This is a genomic window from Gordonia heveisoli (assembly GCF_030315745.1).
In the GTDB taxonomy this organism is placed as follows: domain Bacteria; phylum Actinomycetota; class Actinomycetes; order Mycobacteriales; family Mycobacteriaceae; genus Gordonia.
On sequence record NZ_JASXSH010000009.1, the window covers coordinates 14,285 to 34,268 of the forward strand.

The 19,984-nt window shown below is 66.1% G+C and carries 19 protein-coding genes; 1 reads left to right on the forward strand and 18 read right to left on the reverse strand.

Annotation, left to right across the window (positions count from 1 at the left end; all coding sequences use genetic code 11):
• Positions 1–13: 13 nt before the first annotated feature.
• The 16 genes from QSJ18_RS09745 to rpmE all read right to left on the reverse strand — a co-directional run bounded on the left by QSJ18_RS09745 (position 14) and on the right by rpmE (position 14,509).
• Complete coding sequence (locus QSJ18_RS09745; protein ID WP_462476038.1) at positions 14–514, reverse strand: DUF2550 domain-containing protein; 501 nt, start codon at positions 512–514, stop codon at positions 14–16.
• Positions 515–719: 205 nt separating this feature from the next.
• Positions 720–1,094, reverse strand: coding sequence for a F0F1 ATP synthase subunit epsilon (locus QSJ18_RS09750; RefSeq protein ID WP_286326200.1), 375 nt, complete (start codon positions 1,092–1,094; stop codon positions 720–722).
• Between the two features lie 9 nt (positions 1,095–1,103).
• The gene (gene atpD, locus QSJ18_RS09755; protein ID WP_286326201.1) at positions 1,104–2,552 is read right to left on the reverse strand and encodes a F0F1 ATP synthase subunit beta; all 1,449 of its coding nucleotides are present in this window, start codon (positions 2,550–2,552) and stop codon (positions 1,104–1,106) included.
• A 63-nt stretch (positions 2,553–2,615) separates the two neighbouring features.
• Complete coding sequence (locus QSJ18_RS09760) at positions 2,616–3,548, reverse strand: F0F1 ATP synthase subunit gamma (RefSeq protein WP_286326202.1); 933 nt, start codon at positions 3,546–3,548, stop codon at positions 2,616–2,618.
• 45 nt (positions 3,549–3,593) lie between these two features.
• A complete protein-coding gene (atpA, locus tag QSJ18_RS09765) occupies positions 3,594–5,222 on the reverse strand; it encodes a F0F1 ATP synthase subunit alpha (RefSeq protein ID WP_286326203.1) in 1,629 nt (542 codons plus the stop codon).
• A 72-nt stretch (positions 5,223–5,294) separates the two neighbouring features.
• On the reverse strand, positions 5,295–6,641 hold the full coding sequence (locus QSJ18_RS09770; RefSeq protein ID WP_286326204.1) for a F0F1 ATP synthase subunit B/delta: 1,347 nt from the start codon (positions 6,639–6,641) through the stop codon (positions 5,295–5,297).
• The gene (locus QSJ18_RS09775; protein WP_286326360.1) at positions 6,642–7,127 is read right to left on the reverse strand and encodes a F0F1 ATP synthase subunit B; all 486 of its coding nucleotides are present in this window, start codon (positions 7,125–7,127) and stop codon (positions 6,642–6,644) included. It lies immediately after the preceding gene.
• A gap of 60 nt (positions 7,128–7,187) precedes the next feature.
• On the reverse strand, positions 7,188–7,451 hold the full coding sequence (locus QSJ18_RS09780; RefSeq protein WP_286326205.1) for a F0F1 ATP synthase subunit C: 264 nt from the start codon (positions 7,449–7,451) through the stop codon (positions 7,188–7,190).
• An 87-nt stretch (positions 7,452–7,538) separates the two neighbouring features.
• A complete protein-coding gene (atpB, locus tag QSJ18_RS09785) occupies positions 7,539–8,297 on the reverse strand; it encodes a F0F1 ATP synthase subunit A (RefSeq protein WP_286326207.1) in 759 nt (252 codons plus the stop codon).
• The gene (locus tag QSJ18_RS09790) at positions 8,294–8,707 is read right to left on the reverse strand and encodes a hypothetical protein (protein WP_286326208.1); all 414 of its coding nucleotides are present in this window, start codon (positions 8,705–8,707) and stop codon (positions 8,294–8,296) included. The genes atpB and QSJ18_RS09790 overlap by 4 nt, the downstream gene beginning before the upstream one ends.
• A 323-nt stretch (positions 8,708–9,030) precedes the next feature.
• The gene (locus QSJ18_RS09795) at positions 9,031–10,206 is read right to left on the reverse strand and encodes an MraY family glycosyltransferase (RefSeq protein ID WP_286326361.1); all 1,176 of its coding nucleotides are present in this window, start codon (positions 10,204–10,206) and stop codon (positions 9,031–9,033) included.
• A gap of 55 nt (positions 10,207–10,261) precedes the next feature.
• The gene (locus QSJ18_RS09800; protein ID WP_286326209.1) at positions 10,262–11,476 is read right to left on the reverse strand and encodes a serine hydroxymethyltransferase; all 1,215 of its coding nucleotides are present in this window, start codon (positions 11,474–11,476) and stop codon (positions 10,262–10,264) included.
• Positions 11,473–12,132 (reverse strand): L-threonylcarbamoyladenylate synthase, encoded by a 660-nt coding sequence (locus QSJ18_RS09805; RefSeq protein ID WP_286326210.1) that lies wholly within the window; start codon positions 12,130–12,132, stop codon positions 11,473–11,475. Before QSJ18_RS09805 ends, QSJ18_RS09800 begins: the two co-directional genes overlap by 4 nt.
• A complete protein-coding gene (gene prmC, locus QSJ18_RS09810; protein ID WP_286326211.1) occupies positions 12,129–13,088 on the reverse strand; it encodes a peptide chain release factor N(5)-glutamine methyltransferase in 960 nt (319 codons plus the stop codon). The genes QSJ18_RS09805 and prmC overlap by 4 nt, the downstream gene beginning before the upstream one ends.
• On the reverse strand, positions 13,085–14,161 hold the full coding sequence (gene prfA, locus QSJ18_RS09815; RefSeq protein ID WP_286326212.1) for a peptide chain release factor 1: 1,077 nt from the start codon (positions 14,159–14,161) through the stop codon (positions 13,085–13,087). The genes prmC and prfA overlap by 4 nt, the downstream gene beginning before the upstream one ends.
• 120 nt (positions 14,162–14,281) lie before the next feature.
• The gene (gene rpmE / locus QSJ18_RS09820) at positions 14,282–14,509 is read right to left on the reverse strand and encodes a 50S ribosomal protein L31 (protein WP_286326213.1); all 228 of its coding nucleotides are present in this window, start codon (positions 14,507–14,509) and stop codon (positions 14,282–14,284) included.
• Between the two features lie 379 nt (positions 14,510–14,888).
• Between rpmE and QSJ18_RS09825 the strand changes: the two genes are divergently transcribed.
• Positions 14,889–16,583 (forward strand): sulfite reductase subunit alpha, encoded by a 1,695-nt coding sequence (locus QSJ18_RS09825; RefSeq protein ID WP_286326214.1) that lies wholly within the window; start codon positions 14,889–14,891, stop codon positions 16,581–16,583.
• Positions 16,584–16,671: 88 nt separating this feature from the next.
• On the opposite strand, the gene rho is transcribed toward QSJ18_RS09825, so the two are convergent.
• On the reverse strand, positions 16,672–18,639 hold the full coding sequence (rho, locus tag QSJ18_RS09830; RefSeq protein WP_286326215.1) for a transcription termination factor Rho: 1,968 nt from the start codon (positions 18,637–18,639) through the stop codon (positions 16,672–16,674).
• Positions 18,640–19,021: 382 nt separating this feature from the next.
• Positions 19,022–19,981 (reverse strand): homoserine kinase, encoded by a 960-nt coding sequence (thrB, locus tag QSJ18_RS09835; protein ID WP_286326216.1) that lies wholly within the window; start codon positions 19,979–19,981, stop codon positions 19,022–19,024.
• Positions 19,982–19,984: the final 3 nt, after the last annotated feature.

A 19,984-nucleotide genomic window follows, 5' to 3' on the forward strand; every position in this document is an offset into this window, starting at 1 on the left:
GACCCGAGTGAATCTAGGCGCTCCGCCTGCGCTGCGACCGATCCGACTGACGCGATTCCAGCCAGGACTGGAATGCGGTGACCCCACCAGCGGGCATCGCCAGCTCGTAGGTCACCATCGCCGGTCCACCGGCGGCCAGGCGCTGCTCCGGACGAGACACGACCATGCCGGATGGCAATTCCGCGAACTCGTTGAGTCGCAGGATCACCATGCCGTCCATGATGTCGGCCTCGGTGCCTTCGGCCACCCGTCGCCCGACGATCTCAACACGCTGACGACAGAAGCTACGCGTAGGTCCAGGGCGCAGCGAGCTGAGCCGGTAATACCGCAACGCGTCGTCGCCATAGTGAATGGTGCCGTGGCGCCATCCGCGGTCGACCTCAGCCGGAAGGGTGCGGAACAGAACCGGGGTGCCTGCCTTGCGCAACTGACCGAGTCGATACGCCAGCAGTCCCACGACCACCACCGCGAGAACCACCAGCACCGACAACACAACGGTCAGCTCCTTGGCCACCGGCACCTCCTTGCAAGAACGAATCCGCGTCGATCTCCGCGTCGCCAGGGCCAGACAGTGCGGGGGCTGTGATCGCGCAGGATTCAGGCTGTTACTCCCCAGCATGCCAGGCCGACAAAGACATCGGCCAGTCGCCCGGAGCAAACCGGGCGACTGGCCGATGTCAGATGCGACTCGCGGGTGGCCCCGCTATCGCCTCATATCTTTAAAGGTGTTGTGCCGCAGCCAAACGCGCATGCGCCTGGGTGTACTCGTCGGAACCGGGCTCAGCCTGCTCGAGAGCAGCCTTCTCCGCCGTGACGTCGACGTCGTCGGCCCATTCGGCCGACTCCGCGAGAATCGTCACGGACTCACCGGTCACGGACAGGAAACCACCCGTGATAGCGGCGGCACGACGGGCGCCGTTCTCCTCGACGATGACCAGGAAGCCACCCGAGACGAGCTCGCCCAGCAACGGTTCGTGACCCGCCAGCACACCGAGCTCACCGACGGTGGTCTGGGCGATGACGAAGGTCGCCTCGCCGGAGTACAGCGAGCGGTCGGCAGAGACCACCTCCACGTGGAAGGACTTGTCAGCCATGTCGATTCGCTACTTTCCGGCGATCTTGGCGGCAGCGGCCTCCACGTCGTCGAGGCCACCACAGCTGTTGAACGCCTGCTCGGGCAGGTGATCGTATTCACCCTTGCACACACGGTCGAAGGCCTCGACGGTATCGGCGAGCGGCACGACCGAGCCCTTCTGGCCGGTGAACTTCTCGGCGACGAGGAAGTTCTGACCCAGGAACTTCTGGATACGACGCGCACGCTGCACGGTGACCTTGTCCTCTTCGGACAGCTCGTCCATACCGAGGATGGCGATGATGTCCTGCAGTTCCTTGTACTTCTGCAGGATGCGCTTGACCTCGTTGGCGACACGGAAGTGCTCGTCACCGACGATCGAGGCCTCCAGGATGCGCGAGGTCGAGGTCAGCGGGTCCACGGCCGGGTAGATACCCAGCTGCGAGATCGGACGCGAGAGCTCGGTGGTCGCATCGAGGTGGGCGAAGGTGGTCGCGGGCGCCGGGTCGGTGTAGTCGTCGGCGGGGACGTAGATCGCCTGCAGCGAGGTGATCGAACGACCCTTGGTCGAGGTGATGCGCTCCTGCAGCTCGCCCATCTCGTCGGCCAGGGTGGGCTGGTAGCCCACCGCGGACGGCATACGGCCGAGCAGCGTGGAGACCTCGGAACCGGCCTGCGTGAAGCGGAAGATGTTGTCGATGAACAGCAGCACGTCCTGGTGCTTCACATCGCGGAAGTACTCCGCCATGGTCAGCGCGGACAGAGCCACGCGCATACGCGTGCCCGGCGGCTCATCCATCTGACCGAACACCAAGGCGGTGTCCTGGAGAACGCCCATCTCCTCCATCTCGAGGTGGAGGTCGGTTCCCTCACGGGTGCGCTCACCGACGCCGGCGAAGACCGACGTACCGGAGAACTCACGCGCGATACGGGTGATCATCTCCTGGATCAGAACGGTCTTGCCCACACCGGCGCCACCGAACAGACCGATCTTGCCGCCCTTGACGTACGGGGTCAGCAGGTCGATGACCTTAATGCCGGTCTCGAGGATCTCGGTCTTGCCCTCAAGCTCGTCGAAGGCCGGGGGCTTGCGGTGGATGCCCCACTGCTCGCCGTCACGGCCCAGGCCGGGCGAATCAAGGCAGTCGCCCAGCGCGTTGAACACGTGGCCCTTGACGACGTCACCGACCGGCACGCGGATCGGGTAGCCGGTGTCGGAGACGGCCGCACCGCGCACCAGACCATCGGTCGGCTGCATCGAGATGGTGCGGACCAGGTTGTCACCGAGGTGCTGAGCCACCTCCAGCGTCAGGGTCTTGGCGACGGACGGGAGGGTGACCTCCGCGTGCAGCGCATTGAAGAGGTCTGGGATCGAGCCCCGCGGGAACTCGACATCGACGACGGGGCCGATGATCCGGACGATGCGTCCGGCAGTGGCGGAGGTCTGACCCTCTGCCGGGGTGGTTACTGCTGCAGTCATTGTGGTGTGATCGCTTCCTCTTCGTAGAAGTCGTAGTCGGCGTTCTCGTAGATCGAGCTGCGCCTAGTTCGCGAGGGCGCTCGAACCGCCGACGATCTCGCTGATTTCCTGGGTGATCTGGGCCTGGCGAAGCTGGTTGGCCTCGCGCGACAGTGACGTCGCCAACTCGTTGGCATTGTCGGTTGCCGCCTTCATCGCGGTACGGCGAGCCGCCGACTCCGATGCGGAGGAGTCGAGCAGTGCCGCGTAGACGCGCGTCGCCAGATACTTCGGCAACAGTGCTTCGAGGAGTGCCTCGGCACCCGGCTCGAAGGAGTAGTTGCGCGAGGGCTTCTGGATCTCCGCATCGAGGTCGACCTCGGCGTCCGAGACGACCAGCGGTGCGATCCGCCGAACCTCGGGTGCCTGGGTCAGCATCGACACGAACCGCGTGTAGACCAGGTGCAACTCGTCTACGCCTTCCAGCGATCCCTCGCCGGACGGGTAGGCGACCTGCTCGCCGGAACCGGCGACGAACAGATCCACCAGGAAGTTCGTCGCGGTCGAGGCATCGGTGTACTCCGGCGCCTGCGAGAAACCGGTCCACGAATCGGCGATCGCGGTGTCGCGGAAGGTGAAGTAGCCGACACCCTTCTGCCCCATCACGAACAGCACCGGCTCCTTGCCCTCTTCTTGAAGCAGGGCGATGAGCTCACGGGTCGCCCGCAGCACGTTGGAGTTGTAGCCACCGCACATACCGCGATCGCTGGTCACGACCAGGATGCCGGCCCGCTTGGGCTGCTCACGCTCGACGAGGAGCGGGTGATCGAGCGAGCCTGCGTTGCTGGCCAGCTCCGAGAGCACCTCGGTCATCTCGTGCGCGAACGGCTTGGCGGCGGCGACGCGCGCCTGTGCCTTGGTGATCCGCGAGGTGGCAATCAGCTCCTGCGCCTTGGTGATCTTCTTGGTCGACTGAACCGACCGGATGCGTGAGCGCAGCTCACGAATGCTCGCCACGAGTCCTCACCCCTTCCTTATCGATGCGTCCGAGAGAGTCGTTGATCACTTGCGGATCTTGATCTCTTCGTGCTCGACGTCCTCGGAGTCCATCGCAGCGGCAGCGGCCTCGTTCACGACGCGCTTGCCATCGTGGGTCAGGTAGCTGTTCTTGAACTTGTTGGTCTCGGCGACCAGCGACTCGGCCTGATCGTCGGACAGCGCCTTGCCACCCTCGATCGAGTCGTAGACACCCTTGGCGCTGTGACGCAGGTGGCTCAGCAGCTGGGTCTCGAAGTTACGGATGTCGTCGACCGGCACCGAGTCGTAGTGGCCTTCACCACAGAGGTAGATCGAGACGATCTGATCCTCGACCGCGAACGGGCTGTACTGGTCCTGCTTGAGCATCTCGACCCAGCGGGCACCGCGCTCGAGCTGGGCCTTCGAGGCGTCGTCCAGATCGGAGGCGAATGCCGAGAAGGCTTCCAGCTCACGGAACTGGGCGAGCTCCAGACGCAGCGAACCGGAGACCTTCTTGAGGCCCTTGGTCTGTGCAGCACCACCGACGCGCGACACCGAGGTACCGACGTTGATGGCGGGACGGACACCCTTGTTGAACAGGTCCGACTCCAGGAAGACCTGGCCGTCGGTGATCGAGATGACGTTGGTCGGGATGAACGCCGACACGTCGTTCGCCTTGGTCTCGATGATCGGCAGTGCGGTCATCGAGCCGCCGCCGAGTTCGTCGGACAGCTTCGCCGAGCGCTCCAGCAGACGGGAGTGCAAGTAGAAGACGTCGCCGGGGTATGCCTCGCGGCCCGGCGGGCGACGCAGCAGCAGCGAGATGGCGCGGTAGGCCTCGGCCTGCTTGGTCAGGTCGTCGAACACGATCAGGACGTGCTTGCCCTGATACATCCAGTGCTGACCGATGGCCGAGCCGGTGTAGGGCGCGAGCCACTTGAAGCCTGCGGAGTCCGACGCGGGAGCCGCGACGATGGTGGTGTACTCCATCGCGCCGGCCTCTTCGAGGGCGGTCTTGACGCCCGCGATGGTCGAACCCTTCTGACCGATGGCGACGTAGATGCAGCGAACCTGCTTGGTGGGGTCGCCCGAATCCCAGTTGGCCTTCTGGTTGAGGATGGCGTCGATGCAGACCGCGGTCTTGCCGGTCTTGCGGTCACCGATGACCAGCTGACGCTGTCCGCGGCCGATGGCGGTCATGGCGTCGATGGCCTTGATGCCGGTGGCCAGCGACTCCTCGACCGGCTGACGCTCGAGCACCGAGGCGGCCTGCAGCTCGAGAACGCGCTGCTCCTCTGCCTCGATGTCGCCGAGTCCGTCGATCGGGGCGCCCAGCGGATCGACGACGCGACCCAGGAACTTGTCACCGACCGGGACCGAGAGCACGTCGCCGGTGCGACTGACCTGCTGGCCCTCTTCCAGCGATGCGTACTCACCCAGGATGACGGCACCGATCTCGTCCTCATCGAGGTTCAGGGCGACGCCGAGCACACCTCCCGGGAACTCCAGGAGCTCGTTGGCCATTGCGCTGGGCAGGCCACTGACGTGGGCGATACCGTCCGCGGTATCGGTGATCGTGCCGACCTCGTCGCGCGACGCTTCGGCCTCGAACGACGAGACGTACTGCTCGATCGCTCCCTTAATCTCGTCTGGTGAGATCGTCAACTCCGCCATGGGTTCTCGTCTTTCCTTGAATCAGTCGGCTCTGGGGCTCGGGGTGATGCTTGCTTGGATGTGGTGTGTCGGTCAGCGCGGCAGCGACTCGGCCGCCTTGGCCAGCCGGGTCGCGATGTCGGCGTCGATGACTTCCTCACCGACGGCGATCCGCAGGCCGCCCAGCAGTTCGGTGCGCACCTCGGTCTGCACCGAGATGGTTCGGCCGTAGATCGTGCCCAGCACACCGGACAGTCGCTGGATCTGCGCCTCGGTCAACGGTGCCGCGGAGACCACATGGGCCACCGACTCACCACGACGTGCGGCGGCCAGCTCCGCGAGATGGCCCACGGCCAGCTCGGACGGCTGCCCGTGCAGCAGACGAACGGTGTTCGAGAGCAGGGACCACGTGTACTTACCAACCTGCTCGCCGACCAGCTTCTGCAGCAGGGCGACACGCTTATCGGCGTTGTGGGTGTGGTCCGACAGCAATGACGCCAGCTCCGGATAGCCGTCGAGAAGACGACTCACGCGGAACAGCTCGTCCTCGGTCTGCTCGATGACGCCCGCACGCTCGGCGGCGGTGAGCACGATGAGCGAGTTCTGACGACGCAGACCGACCAGGAAGTCGGCGCTGGTCGACCAGCGCTGCTTGGCCCCCGCAGCGACGACGTCGACCACGATCGGTGCGACCTTGCCGCCGAACAGGTTGCGGACCAGGGTTTCCTTGGCCGTCGGGTTGTCCTCATCCTCGGTGAGCCGCTTGCGCAGCACCGCGTTCTCGTTGAGGAACTCGATGACCTGGGTCAGTTCGTCGGCTGCGCTGGTGAGCGCGGCCTCGTCCAGACCGGTTGCGGCATTGTCGAATTCGCGGGCCACGGCGACCGCGGCATCGCGGCTACCGGCGCGCAGCGAATGCAGCCCCACCAGTTCGGAACTGCTGACACTGTCTGAACCGGTACTCGATGCCATCGACTGGAGTTCGTCGATGACTCGGTCGACACTGGCCGACTGTGCGGCGGGGTCGGCGAGGTGCTCGCGCACCAGCTTGCCCGCGCCGTCGACGGCGCTGAGACCGAGATCGGTACGCAGCGCACGAACAAGGCTGGTCCGGGTCAGGTCGACCTGATTCTTGCCGTGCTCGCTGATGCGCTTCACCTCGGCGTCGGCCGCGACCTTGAGATCGGACCGGATCGCCTCGGCGTCCGAGAGAGCCGACTCGTGCAGTTCGGCGGCCTCGGCCTTCGCGTTCGCGATGGCCTTCTCGTGTGCCGCCTTGGCGTCGATGAGGCGCGCGCCGGCCTCTTCACTCTCCACGACCTGACGATCGATGGTGTCCTGGGTGTTCTTTACTGCCTTGCTCAGCGGCGGCAGCAGGAACTTCCAGAACAGGAAGGCGATGACGGCGAAGCCGACCAGGTTTCCGATGAGGATATCCACCTAGTTCACCTTTTCCTTGTCGCTGATGTCGGTACCGAGCACGCGGCCGGCCAGGGTGGCGGCGAGACGTTCGACGTCGCCGCGTGCCGACTCGGCAGCGCGATCTCCTTCGGACTTCAGCGATTCGGTGGTGGCAGCGAGAGCGGCGTCGGCCTCTTCGGTCGCCCGCCGCTTCGCTGCCGCCAACTCCTCGTTGCCCTCGGCACGTGCCTGATCTCGGATACCCGTGGCATCGCCACGCGCATCCTTCATCGCCGCCCGATACTGGGTGTCCGCATCCTCGTAGCTCGCAGCAGCCGACTTGGTGTCCTCGGTGGTCTTGGCGACACGTGCGTCACGCTCATCGAGCACCTTGAGGATCGGTGGGACCACCAGGGTACGGATGACAACGAGCACGATCACGAAGATCAACAAGCACACGAAGAACGTGGCGTTGGGGATGAGGAAGTTGGGTGGCTTCTCCCCGTCCTCTGCGGCGAGATACATCATCATGGTGCGTTTCCCCTATCGGAACGACGTTAGCTAGCAGCTAGTGGAACTTGCTGATCACTCAGCGCCGTAGAGAGTGGTCGGGGTGGCGAAGACGAACAGCGCCATGAAGGCGAGGTTGATGAAGTACGCAGCCTCGACCAGACCCACGGTGATGAAGAACGGGGTGAACAGGCGGCCCTGAGCCTCGGGCTGACGTGCGATACCAGCGATCAGCTGAGCACCGGCCAGACCGTCACCGATACCGGCACCGATCGCGCCGCCACCCATGATGAGGCCGCCACCGATCAACGCACCCAGACCAACGAGATTGGGATCCATTGAGAACTTTCCTTTCGGGTGAAACTGGCAATCGTATTGCCAGGTCTTTGGGGTCCCGGCCGGATTCCCGGCCGGGGTCGAGCATGGTCAGTGATGGTCGTCTGCGGTTTCCATCGCCTGGCTGAAGTACAGAATGGTCAGCAGGGCGAAGATGAACGCCTGGATCAGGCCGACGAACAGGTCGAAGGACTTCCAGATAGCGTTCGGGAACCACAGGATGTAGGCCGGGAACAATGCGATCAGCGCGATCATGATGCCGCCGGCGAAGATGTTGCCGAAAAGACGGAGGGAGAGCGAGACCGGCTTGGCGATCTCCTCGATGATGTTGATCGGCGCGAGGAAGGCGACGTGACCCTTGACCAACTGCTTCGGGTGCCCCAGCGGGCCACGACGCTTGACGCCCGCGGCGTGGTACCAGACGAAGACGAACAGTGCGAGCGCGTAGACGAAGTTGACGTCGGAAGCGGCGGGCTTCAGCAGTTCGTGCACCGCGCCGTCGGACTTGGCGTACTGCACCGGGATAATCGACAGCCAGTTGGCCACCAGGATGTAGGTGAACAGTGTGACCGCGAGCGGCAGCACGAAACCGGCGATCCGCATACCGATCGCACTCTCGATCTGGCTGCGCATCTGGACGGTGATCAGCTCGAAGTAGATCTGCACCACGTTCGGCTTCTTCGAGGTCATCTTGGCGCGCACGAAGAAGGCCAGGGCCAGCACGATCACGGCGGCCAAGGCCGACGAGATGATGGTGTCGACGTTGAAGGTCAGGCCGAAGACCTCAACCGTGTCATGCACACCGACATGGATCTTCGCATCCGAGGCGAGGTAGGTCGTATCCGTCATAGCTGCTTGCGCAGTCCTTTCATCACCGGGATCACCACGTTGAGCACCAGAATGACCTGGCCGGCCGCGAGCCCGAACATGACGCCCAGCCCATCGGGCCGGACCAAGATAGCCGCCAGCAGCGCGATCGCCGTGATGGCGCCGAGCCGGGCGGCTGTATTGAGTGCCAAAGGCTTCTTGTGCGGTTTGACTTCTGCGGCAACGACTTCGACAACACCACGCAGCATCGCCGCGTTGATGAAGGCGAGGACGACGCCCAGCAGGAAGAACGCCCCGAGCCAGTAATGCTCGAGATAGATCGAGACGCCCACGACGATCGCGACGACGACGGCGGCCATGATGCCGGGCCGCACGAGTCCCGTCGGGGCTTGCGGATATACAGGTGCCGAGTCAGGTGCAGATGTCGTCATGCGCCTCTCCTCAGCTCGTTTGCCCTGCATCGTCAGACACAGAACATCGCGCGTGCGTCACGGCAGCAGGCAGCCGCCGGGCGTAAGCTCGCGTTTGATGTGACCCTACCAACACGCTTTCACCATCTCACCGGGGGGTATGCCCTGGCAGCAGGTCGGCGCGTGACCGGGTTGGTCGTTCGTATCGGATGGTTGCCTCGGGGACCACGATCCGTTTACTACTACGGTCGATAGTACACGACGGTTTACCCTGCCCTTACCATCGGTCCCGGCTGATCTTACGTCGCTCCTCAGCCCGCGCCAAGGCCTCGCTCAGCCGGAGCTCAGAAAGCCTTGGTCGCCGTTCGGAACTCGGCGTAGCGCCGATGCAGTCGGGGTGCCATGGTGACGAGCATGGCCAGCACCAATCCCCCACCGAAGACCGGTGCCACCACAGACAGGGGAAAGATCGTGCTCGCCGCGACGGAGAACGCGAGGACACCGACCCATAGATAGATGATGAGCGCTACGCGTCGCTGGGAATGGCCGAGTTCGAGCAGGCGGTGATGCAGGTGCATCTTGTCCGGTGTGTAGAAGCCGACACCGGCCCGCGTCCGACGGATCACCGCCATCAGCATGTCGAGCATCGGGATGAAGACCACGGCGGCGACCAGCAGGAGCGGTGACAGCAACGTGAAGACGTCGGCCGGTCCGTAGGCGTTGACCGCGATACGACCGGACGCACTGGTGGACGCTGCGGCCAGCATCAGGCCGATCAACATGGCACCCGAATCCCCCATGAAGATGCGGGCAGGCGAGAAATTGTGCGGCAAGAAGCCCAGGCAGGCGCCGGCCAGCACGACCGAGATCAGCGCGGGCGGGTAGTAGCTGACGTCGCCGCCCTGATCGCGCAAGAGACCGAGCGAGAACATGCAGATCGCCGACGCCGCGATCAGTCCCATACCCGCGGCCAGTCCGTCGAGACCGTCGATGAAATTCACCGCATTGATCGTCGCGACGGTGATGATGACCGTGAGCAGACCCGACTGCACCGGGTCGAGCACCAGTGTGCCGATATCCCCGAACGGCACCGGGATCTGGATCCAGCTGACATGCATCAACACCAAGACACCGGCCGCGGTGACCTGCCCGACGAATTTGGTCAACGCGTCCAGCCCCCACCGGTCGTCGACGACCCCGACCAGCACGATCACCGTGCCCGCCGCAATCACCGCACTCATGTCGGTGGTGTAGAGGAAGCCGCGGTTCAATGCGGGCAGGTTGGTGGCCAGTGCGATGGCTGCCACCACGCCGGCGAACATGCCGAGCCCGCCGAGTCGGGGTGTGGGGATCACGTGCACGTCGCGGACCCTGGGCACCGCCACGGCGCCCGCCTTGATCGCGAACACACGTACCGCCGAGGTGATCAGATAGGTGATCGCCGCCGCCGTCAGACCGACGAGCAGCAACTCACGAATAGGCACACCGGCCCCGCCGTCACCATCGGCCGCCCAGACCATGGCGGTCTGGGCGTCGGCGACAGTGGGCGTCGGGATGGTGAACACGGGCACAACGCTACCCGGCGAGCAGGTCGGCGACCTGCTCCCGGATCGCCCGATGGCGCGGCCCGATCGGCGTGCGCAGTGCCTCGTCGATCCAACCCGCCAGCGTCTCCATGTCCCCGGTATCCAGACCGGCGACCGTCGCCGACGGCGTGCCGATCCGGAAGCCGGAGCCCTGTGCCACCGGCCGGGTGTCGAACGGGATGACCGCCTTGTCGACGACCATCCCGGCGGCCTCGAGCCGATCCCGGGCATCTAGGCCGGTCAGATCCCGGGCACTCACATCGACGACGGCGAGGTGGGTGTCGGTGCCGCCCGAGACGATCCGCAGCCCGTGCGCGGTGAGCGCACCGGCTAGCGCAGCGGCGTTGGCGACCACCGCTCGCACGTGGTCGGCGAAGGCCGGGGTCGCCGATTCGGCGAAGGCGACGGCCTTGGCGGCAATGGTGTTGACCGCCGGTCCACCCTGCACGAACGGGTAGACCGCCTTGGACAGGGCCGCGGCATGACGTTGTTGCGCGAGCAGCAGCCCGCCGCGCGGACCGCGAATGATCTTGTTCGTCGACACCGTCACCACATCCGCGTACGGCACCGGTGAAGGTGCGACACCAGCGGCGACCAGTCCAGCCAGGTGCGCCGCATCCACCCAGAGCACACAGCCGGCCTCGTCGGCGATCTGCCGTAACAACGCGAAGTCGTAGTGCCGGGAGTAAGACGCGGCGCCGGCGACGAGAATGCGTGGCCGATGCAGCAGTGCCATATCCCGGACCTGGTCGTAGTCGATCCGCTCGTCGGACGCGCGCACACCGTAATGCAGTGGGTTGAACCACCGGCCGGAGAAGTTGGCACGCGAACCGTGACTCTGATGACCACCGTGATCGAGTCGCAGGGCGAGGACCGGATCATCGATCACGCCGAACGCGGCATACACGGCCATGGCGGCCGCACTGCCCGAATACGGCTGCACATTCACATATTCGGTGCCGAAGAGCGCACCGGCCCGCGTCACCGCCAGTTCCTCGAGTTCGTCGGCCACCGCGCACCCGCCGTGATGGCGCGCACCCGGATATCCCTCGGCGTATTTGGCGTCGAAGACGGTGGCCAGCGCCGCCCGGACACCCGCGGTCGGTTCGGTCTCGCTCGCGATCAGCTGCAGTGTCGTCGAACGCCGCATCCGCTCGCGGGCTACCAGCCCGTCGACCGTCACATCACCGGTGGGTGTGGTCATTCGCGCCCCAGCAGCACATCCGGGGCGAGATCGAGCACCTCGGACACCGCGGCCACGGAGACCGCGCCCTGTCGCAGGATGCGGGGGGTTGCGCCACTGACGTCGACGATGGTCGACGGCTCGCCGACGGTGGCCTCTCCCCCATCCAGGTAGACCGCGACCTCTTCACCGAGCTGGTCACGTGCCTGGGCCATCGTGACGGCGGGCGGGCGGCCGGATTTGTTGGCGCTGGACACGGCCATCGGCCCGACCTCGCGCAACAGCTCGATCGCGACCGGGTGCAGCGGCATCCGCAACATCACGGTGCCCGCGGTGTCCCCGAGGTCCCACGCCAGCGACGGCGCCTGCTCGACGACGAGACTCAGTCCGCCCGGCCAGAACGCCTCGACCAGGTCGCGGGCCGCCTGCGACACCGACAGCACGAGTCCGTCGATGGTGTGCCAGGAACCAACCAGCACCGGCACCGGCATGTCGCGACCCCGCCCCTTAGCGGCGAGCAGCGCGGCGACACCGTCGGAATCGAAAGCGTCGCAACCGAGTCCGTAGACCGTGTCGGTAGGTGTGACGACCAGGCGCCCCGCCTTGACCGCCCCGACCGCCGCGCGGATCCCCGCACTGCGGCTGTCTGGATCGTTGCAGTCGAAAACAATGCTCACGGCCCCATCCTTTCACGTCGGGTCGGCGACCACGGACGGCGGCGCGCGGTGACGAATCGGTCGCGCCCGGCCAGATCCCGATGGGCGGCGACGTCGATGAATGCGCCGTGCGCCGACAGGGCGGCGACCACCTCCGCCGACGTCGTGTCGTCATGTTCGATGCCGACCACCCCGCTGGGCACCAAGGCGGCCGCGACGACCGTCAACATCGGCACGATCACCGACATCCCGTCGTCGCCGCCGAAGATCGCCCGGTCGGGATCATGGCCGACCTCCGCGGAGACCATCGCCGTCCGCGGCACATACGGCGGATTTGTCACGATGACGTCGACCCCGGCTGCGGGCAGCACCGCATTCATGGCGGTGGCGTCGGTGACGTCGGCAGCGACCACCGAGACCCGGTCGGCGGCCGGCGATTCCTCGACGTTGTGCCGTAACCAGGTCAGCGCATCGGTGTCGAGTTCGACGGCCACCACCTGCGCGTCCGGTACCAGCGTGGCGACCCCGACCGCCAGCGCACCGCTGCCGCTACACAGATCGACCACCTGCGGCGCGGCGCCAGTGGGCACGGAATTCGCTTGGGCGACAGCCCATTCCAGTAGCCACTCGGTCTCCGGCCGTGGGATGAACACCCCGGGTCCGACAGCCAGCTCGAGCGGACCGAACGCCGCTCGACCGGTGATGTGCTGCAACGGGATTCGCTGTGCACGGCACGTGAGTGCCTGCACCAGGGCACTGCGCTGCGCTGCGGTGAGTTCGTCGATGAGCAACAGGCGCCCCGGCGATACCCCCAGCACATGGGCGATCAGCCAGTCGGCGTCCGCTCGCGGCGATTCGATGCCGTGCGCGGCGAGGAAGGCCGACGCCACCCGCGCGGCGGCCACCGGCGTCGGGGTCCGCGTGGCGTCGAGCAACACGACGAGGTCATCCTCGCCGGCCGGGCGCCCCGTGTTCATTGCGCTTCGAGTCGAGCCTGACGGTCCGCGGCCACCAGCGCGTCGAGCAGCCCGTCCATGTCTCCGTTGAGCACCGCGTCGAGGTTGTTCGCCTTGTAACCGATGCGATGATCGGCGATCCGGTTCTCCGGGAAGTTGTAGGTACGGATGCGCTCGGATCGGTCCACGGTGCGGATCTGCGCTGCGCGCCCCTCCGCGGCAACCGCATCGGCCGCCTCCTCGGCCGCCGACTGCAGACGAGCCGCGAGCACCTGCATGGCACGTGCCTTATTCTGCAGCTGGGAACGCTCGTTCTGGCAGGTCACCACGATGCCGGTGGGCAGGTGGGTGATCCGCACCGCGGAGTCGGTGGTGTTGACACCCTGGCCGCCCTTGCCCGACGACCGGTACACGTCGATCCGCAGATCGGATTCGTCGATGACAACTTCTTCGAGTTCCTCGGGTTCGGGATAGATCAGGACACCGGCCGCCGACGTGTGGATACGTCCCTGTGACTCGGTGACCGGCACCCGCTGGACCCGGTGCACGCCACCTTCGAACTTCAGCCGCGACCACACCCCGTCCCGGACGGCCTCTTTGGACTTGATGGACAGCGTGGCCTCTTTGTACCCGCCGAGATCTGATTCGGTCACGCCGAGGATCTGGGCCTTCCAGCCGTGCCGCTCGCAGTATTTGAGGTACATCCGGGCCAGGTCCGCGGCGAACAATGCCGATTCCTCACCACCTGCGCCGGACTTGATCTCGAGGACGACGTCGTCGCCGTCGTGTGCATCGCGCGGGGCGAGCAGGTCGGTCAGGACGGCGTCGTGTTCGGCGACCGCCGCTTCCAGCGCGGGGATCTCCTCGGCGAAGGCCGGGTCGTCGGCGGCCAGTTCGCGGGCCGCGGCGAGATCCTCGCGAGCCGCCGTCAGCTTGGTGTAGGTGGCCATCACCGGCGCGAGTTCGGCGAATCGTTTGCCGACTCGACGAGCGGCGGCCGGATCGTCGTGCAGCGACGGGTCGGAGAGCTGCTGCTCGAGTCCCGCGTGCTCGGCAAGGACGTCATCGATTGCCGACGGGCTCTGCGTACTCACTGCTGACCTGACCTCTCCTACCCCGGTGGTGCCAGGGCCGATCCCCAGAATAAGAACCTGCCCCCTGAAACGACAACGACGCCCAACCCGGTGGGTACCGGGCGGGCGTCGTCGGAAAAGCTACTTGGCTTCGGCGTTCTTGGTCCGCTTGCCGTAGCGCTTCTCGAAGCGCGCGACGCGGCCACCGGTGTCGAGGATCTTCTGCTTACCGGTGTAGAACGGGTGGCACTGCGAGCAGACTTCCACGGTGATCCGGCCTGCGCTGGCGGTGCTACGGGTCTCGAAGGTGTTCCCGCAGCCACACAGGACGGTGGTCGCCTGGTACTCGGGGTGAATGCCCTGCTTCATGTTGGTTGTCCCTTTCTGTGGTCGCCGGGTCACCGTCGCTTGTCGGCGGTGTGAACCGGAACCGGACTCGACCGATCAGTATGCCATGCGTGTGGTCATCCACCGAAATCGCGCAGCTACCGCGGCCACTGCTCTCAACAGGCACGACGATCGGTTCATTCCCGCCCGGCTCGGACCGCCCGGTCCGGCGCCCTTGCTAAAGTTCGGCCCGAGCGGGCGGCCACCCGCGGCCACCCGACGACGGTGACTGCGCGCCGGCCTCCCCACCCAGTGGGCCAGGGCCTACCCGGCCGATTCCGGCGGGCGTAACGTGCAGCGGCATGGACGCGCCCACCACCCCACATCACCAGGGCAATCGCAGAGATGAAGGTGTGATGACATGCAGCAGCCGGCGTCGCCGAGCACAGCGGGGTCCGCAGTGACCCTGCAGATCGTCTACGGCACCCAGAGTGGCAATTGCGAGTGGGTGTCGGGCAAGGCCCAGAGCACGGCGTTGGCGCAGGGATTCGACGTCAAGGTCATCGATATGAGCGAGATCGAACCGGCTGCCCTCGCCGCCACCGGCGAATTGCTGGTGATCTGCTCCACCTACAACGAGGGCGATATGCCCGACGACGCCGAGGACTTCTGGCAGGCCCTCGCCGCGCCCACCGCACCCCGGCTCGAGGGTGTGCGGTACGGCGTTCTGGCCCTCGGCGATTCGTCCTATGACGGGTACTGCCAGGCGGGTAAGAACATCGACAACCGGCTGCACGAACTGGGTGCGCAGCGGATCGTCGATCGCGGCGACTGTGACGCCGAGTTCCAGGATCCGGCACTGGCCTGGCTCGAACAGGCAATTCCGATGTTCCGGGCGCCTGTCCCGGCCCCGGCGACCGCCACCGAAACGCCGACGGCCAAAACCCCGGCTGCGGAGGCTCCCGCCGCGGCGAAGCCGGCCCGTCCGGTCCGCTCGCCGTGGAACCGCAAGAACCCCTATCCGGCGCGGATCCTGACCAACCGGGTGCTGTCGGCGCCGGGATCGGCCAAAGAGGTCCGCCATGTCGTGGTCGACCTCGGCGACAGCGGCATCACCTACGAACCCGGCGACGGGATCGGCGTGTTCGCCCCCAACGATCCCGAACTCGTCGAGAAATTGTTGGCGCGACTAGGTGCCGAAGGCAACGAGGTCATCACCGACCGCAAGGGTGACTACACCCTGCGCGAAGCACTGCGTGACCGCTTCGAGATCACCACTGCCTCAAAGTATCTCGTCGACTACATCGCGGCGCGAAGCGATGATCCCGAACTCACGCACCTGACCGCCACCGGTGACCACGAGGCCCTCGATGCCTGGTTGTGGGGGCGTGACGTCCTCGATCTGCTCGACGTCGACCCGTCCCTGACCATCACCCCCGAGGAACTCATCGCCGAACTGCGTCCCCTCGCCCACCGCGTCTACTCGATCTCATCGAGCCCACAGTCGCACGACGGCACCGTGCACATGACGATCGCGACGGTACGCCACCGTTCGGCCAATCGGGTGCGTGGCGGTGCGGCCTCCACCCATATCGCCGACCGTCGCGTCGTCGGCGACACCCTGCCGGTGTTCATCTCCCCCAACAAATCTTTCCGCCTGCCTGCCGACGATGCCAAGGTCATCATGGTCGGCCCCGGTACCGGCGTCGCTCCCTTCCGGTCTTTCCTGCACGAACGACGAGCACGTGGCGCCGTTGGGGAGAACTGGCTGTTCTTCGGCGATCAGCACCGTGCGTTGGACCACATCTACGCCGACGACCTGGACGATTTCGTCGGGGACGGCACGCTGAACCGGCTCGATCTCGCCTTCTCCCGCGATCAGGACCACAAGGTCTACGTCCAGGACCGGATGCGCGAGAACGCCGGCGAGGTGTTCGCCTGGCTGGAATCGGGCGCCTACCTCTACGTCTGCGGCGACGCCACCCGCATGGCCCGCGACGTCGACGACGCCCTGCACGAGATCATCGCAGGCGCCGGTGGACTCGGCGCGGACGCAACCCAGGACTACGTCGATCGACTGCGCAAGGACAAGCGCTACCTCCGCGACGTGTACTGACCCCGACCGCCCGGCGTGGCTCCAGCGACGCGTAACGGCCGGCACGCGGATGGCGTGCCGGCCGTTGCCGGTCTGGTCGGGGAACCGATCAGTCGTCTTTGAGGGTTCCGGGTGCGTTCTTCTGTACCTGCATCAGGAACTCGACGTTGTTCTTCGTCTTCTTGAGCTGGCTGATCAACAGGTCGATGGCCTGCTGCGAGTCGAGGCCGCTGAGCACACGACGCAGCTTGTGCACGATGCTGAACTCCTCCGGAGCCAGCAACAGCTCATCCTTACGGGTGCTCGACAGGTTGACGTCGACAGCCGGGAACACCCGGCGCTCGGAGATCTTGCGATCGAGTTTGAGCTCGGCGTTACCGGTGCCCTTGAACTCCTCGAAGATGACCGTGTCACCGGTCGACCCGGTCTCGACCAGCGCGGAGGCGATGATCGTGAGCGATCCACCGTTCTCGATGTTGCGCGCGGCACCCAGGAATCGCTTGGGCGGGTAGAGCGCCGTGGAATCGACACCACCGGAGAGGATGCGGCCCGACGCCGGCGACGCGTTGTTGTAGGCACGGCCGAGACGGGTGATCGAGTCGAGGAGCACGACCACGTCCTTGCCGGCCTCGACGAGGCGCTTGGCCCGCTCGATGGCCAGTTCGGCGACCGAGGTGTGATCTGACGGCGGACGGTCGAAGGTCGAGGCGATGACCTCGCCCTTCACCGAACGGGTCATGTCGGTGACCTCTTCGGGACGCTCGTCGACGAGCACCACGATGAGGTGGCATTCCGGATTATTCGTGGTGATCGCGTTCGCAATGTCCTGCAGGATCGTCGTCTTACCCGCCTTCGGGGGCGAGACGATCAGCGCGCGCTGCCCCTTGCCGATCGGCATGATCAGGTCGATCACGCGGGTCGACAAGCGATCCGGGGTGGTCTCCAGGCGCAGTCGCTGATTCGGGTAGAGCGGCGTCAGCTTGCCGAACTCGGGACGCTTACGCGCCGCCTCGACGTCGCCGCCGTTGACGGTGTCCAGCCGCACCAGCGGATTGAACTTCTGCCGCTGGTTCTGCTGATCGCCCTCTCGCGAGACCTTGACGGCACCGGTGATGGCATCGCCCCGGCGCAAGCCGTTGCGGCGGACCAGGTTCATCGACACATAGACGTCGTTCGGCCCGGCGAGATAACCCGACGTGCGGACGAACGCATAGTTGTCCAGCACGTCGAGGATGCCCGCAACCGGCTGCAACACATCGTCTTCCGAGACCTGTGGCTCACCGACGTTGTCGCGGTCACGTCCACGGCGACGCTCGCGGAACCGGCGACCACGGCGGCCACGGCCCTCACCGTCGTCGTCGCGATTGCCATCGCGGTTCTGATTGCCGTCGCGGTTCTGATTGCCATCGCGGTTGCGATTCCGGTTGCGGCCCCGGTTCTCGTTACCGTCGCTGGAGTTCTCGCTCCCGCCCTGGCCTGCGGACTTCTGCTCGGTACCGTTCTGGCGCGACTCGTTCTGGCGCGATTCGTTCTGTCCCGAATCGCCCTGTCCCGAGTCGCCCTGCACCGACGGTGCCTTGCCCTCGTCCGCCGTGACGGCGCCCGCATTGCGGCGGCGCGGTTCGCGGCGACGTGGCGCCCCCGCCTCGTCGGCTTGATCGTCGGCACCGCGCCCTGCCGGGGCGGCACCCGCGGCGGCGGTGTCGGCACCGGCGATTGTCATCTGTTCAGCGGGGGTGGCCGAGGTGGTTCCGGCCTCCTTTGCCGACGACTCTTTGGCCGGCGCACTCTTCGGCGCGGCCTTCGCTGCACCGGCGTCGTTGCTGGTAGCGGCGGCGGTCGGCGCGCCCTGGCGCTCCTTGATGGCGGCGATCAGGTCGCCCTTACGCATTCCCGAGGTGCCCTTGATGCCCAGTTCACCGGCCACGGCGCGCAACTCGCTGAGCACCATGCCGGTCAAACCGGAACGCGGTGCACGGGCACGGCTCTTGGGCGCGGTCTGCCCCTCCGCGGTGTCGGCACCGGATTCACTCGGTTTTGCGTCGACAGGTGCGGTGATCAGGTCCGTATCGGTCACGGATGTCCTTTCGTTCCTCGCGCAGGTCAGAGCTGTGCAAGGTCGTGATGGCCCTGTTCGTCTGTCAGGGCACCCGTCCGTGTGGACGGGGAAAAACTTCGATGGGTCCTGCTGCGAGATGCTCTGGGGTCTGCTCGTGCTTCGCCACACCGCTGAATAGGGATCAAGACCCCGACCAGGATTGGTCGGATCACTCCGATCAGGAATCGGTAGGAAACACCGCAAAGCGAATCTGCGCGGCCAGACCAGAATATGGTAACCCCGTTCGCATGATACGGGCAACACGCCGATCGGAACAACTCGAACGACGTCATCCTCCGCCGCCCGGACCACACACCCGATGATCGGCCCCTGACCGGCGACCGTGGGCAACCCGCGGCCGTCAGGAGGTCGTGATCTCCACACCACCGGCGACGGCGACCGTCCGCGGGACGAAGCCCGCAGCCACGGCCAGGTCGCGGATCTCGGCCGGTACCGGCCGCACGCTCAGCACCAGGACAGTCGGCCCGGCACCGGAGACGGTCGCGGCGAAGCCGCGTGCCCGCAACGCCGACACCAGCTCGGCGGTCTGCGGCATCGCGGGTGCCCGATACGACTGATGGAGCCGGTCCTCGGTAGCCGCGAGCAGGCTACTCGGATCCGACGTCAGCGCGACGACGGCCAGCGCCGACCGGCTCACATTGAAGATCGCGTCGGTCCGCGGAACGTCGGCGGGCAACAGGCCCCGGGTATAGGCGGTCGACGACTCGGTGTCGGGAATGAACACCGTGGCGGTGATATCGGGGTGGACACTCAGCCGGCGAGCGCGGAAGAAATCCTGCCCCGACTCATGATCGGTCCAGGTCACCACGGCCGAACCGAGGACGCTCGCGGCCGCATTGTCCGGATGTCCTTCGACCTCACTCGACAGTTGCACCAGCTCGTCCTGACTCAGACCGGTGCCGACCCCAGCCGCGGCCAGCAGACCCGACGCCGCGGCGAAGCCCGACACCGCCGCGGCAGCCGACGATCCCAGGCCACGCGAATGGGGAATCACGTTGACGCACCGCAACTTCAGGCCCGCCGCGTAATAGCCTGCGTGTGCGAGTCCACGCGCGAGGCACCGCGCCACCAGATGCGTGCCGTCACGCGGGACGTCCGCGGCTCCCTCCCCCTGGACGTCGACGACCACATCACTCTCGGCGGTCTCCACGACGACCTCGTCGTAGATGCCGAGAGCGATTCCCAGACAGTCGAATCCGGGGCCGAGGTTGGCACTCGACGCCGGCACCCGGACGCGCACCGACAGACCGGAGGGCAACGGGATGCCCGCGGTCGCGGTTTCGTCGACGCCTACGGTCATGAC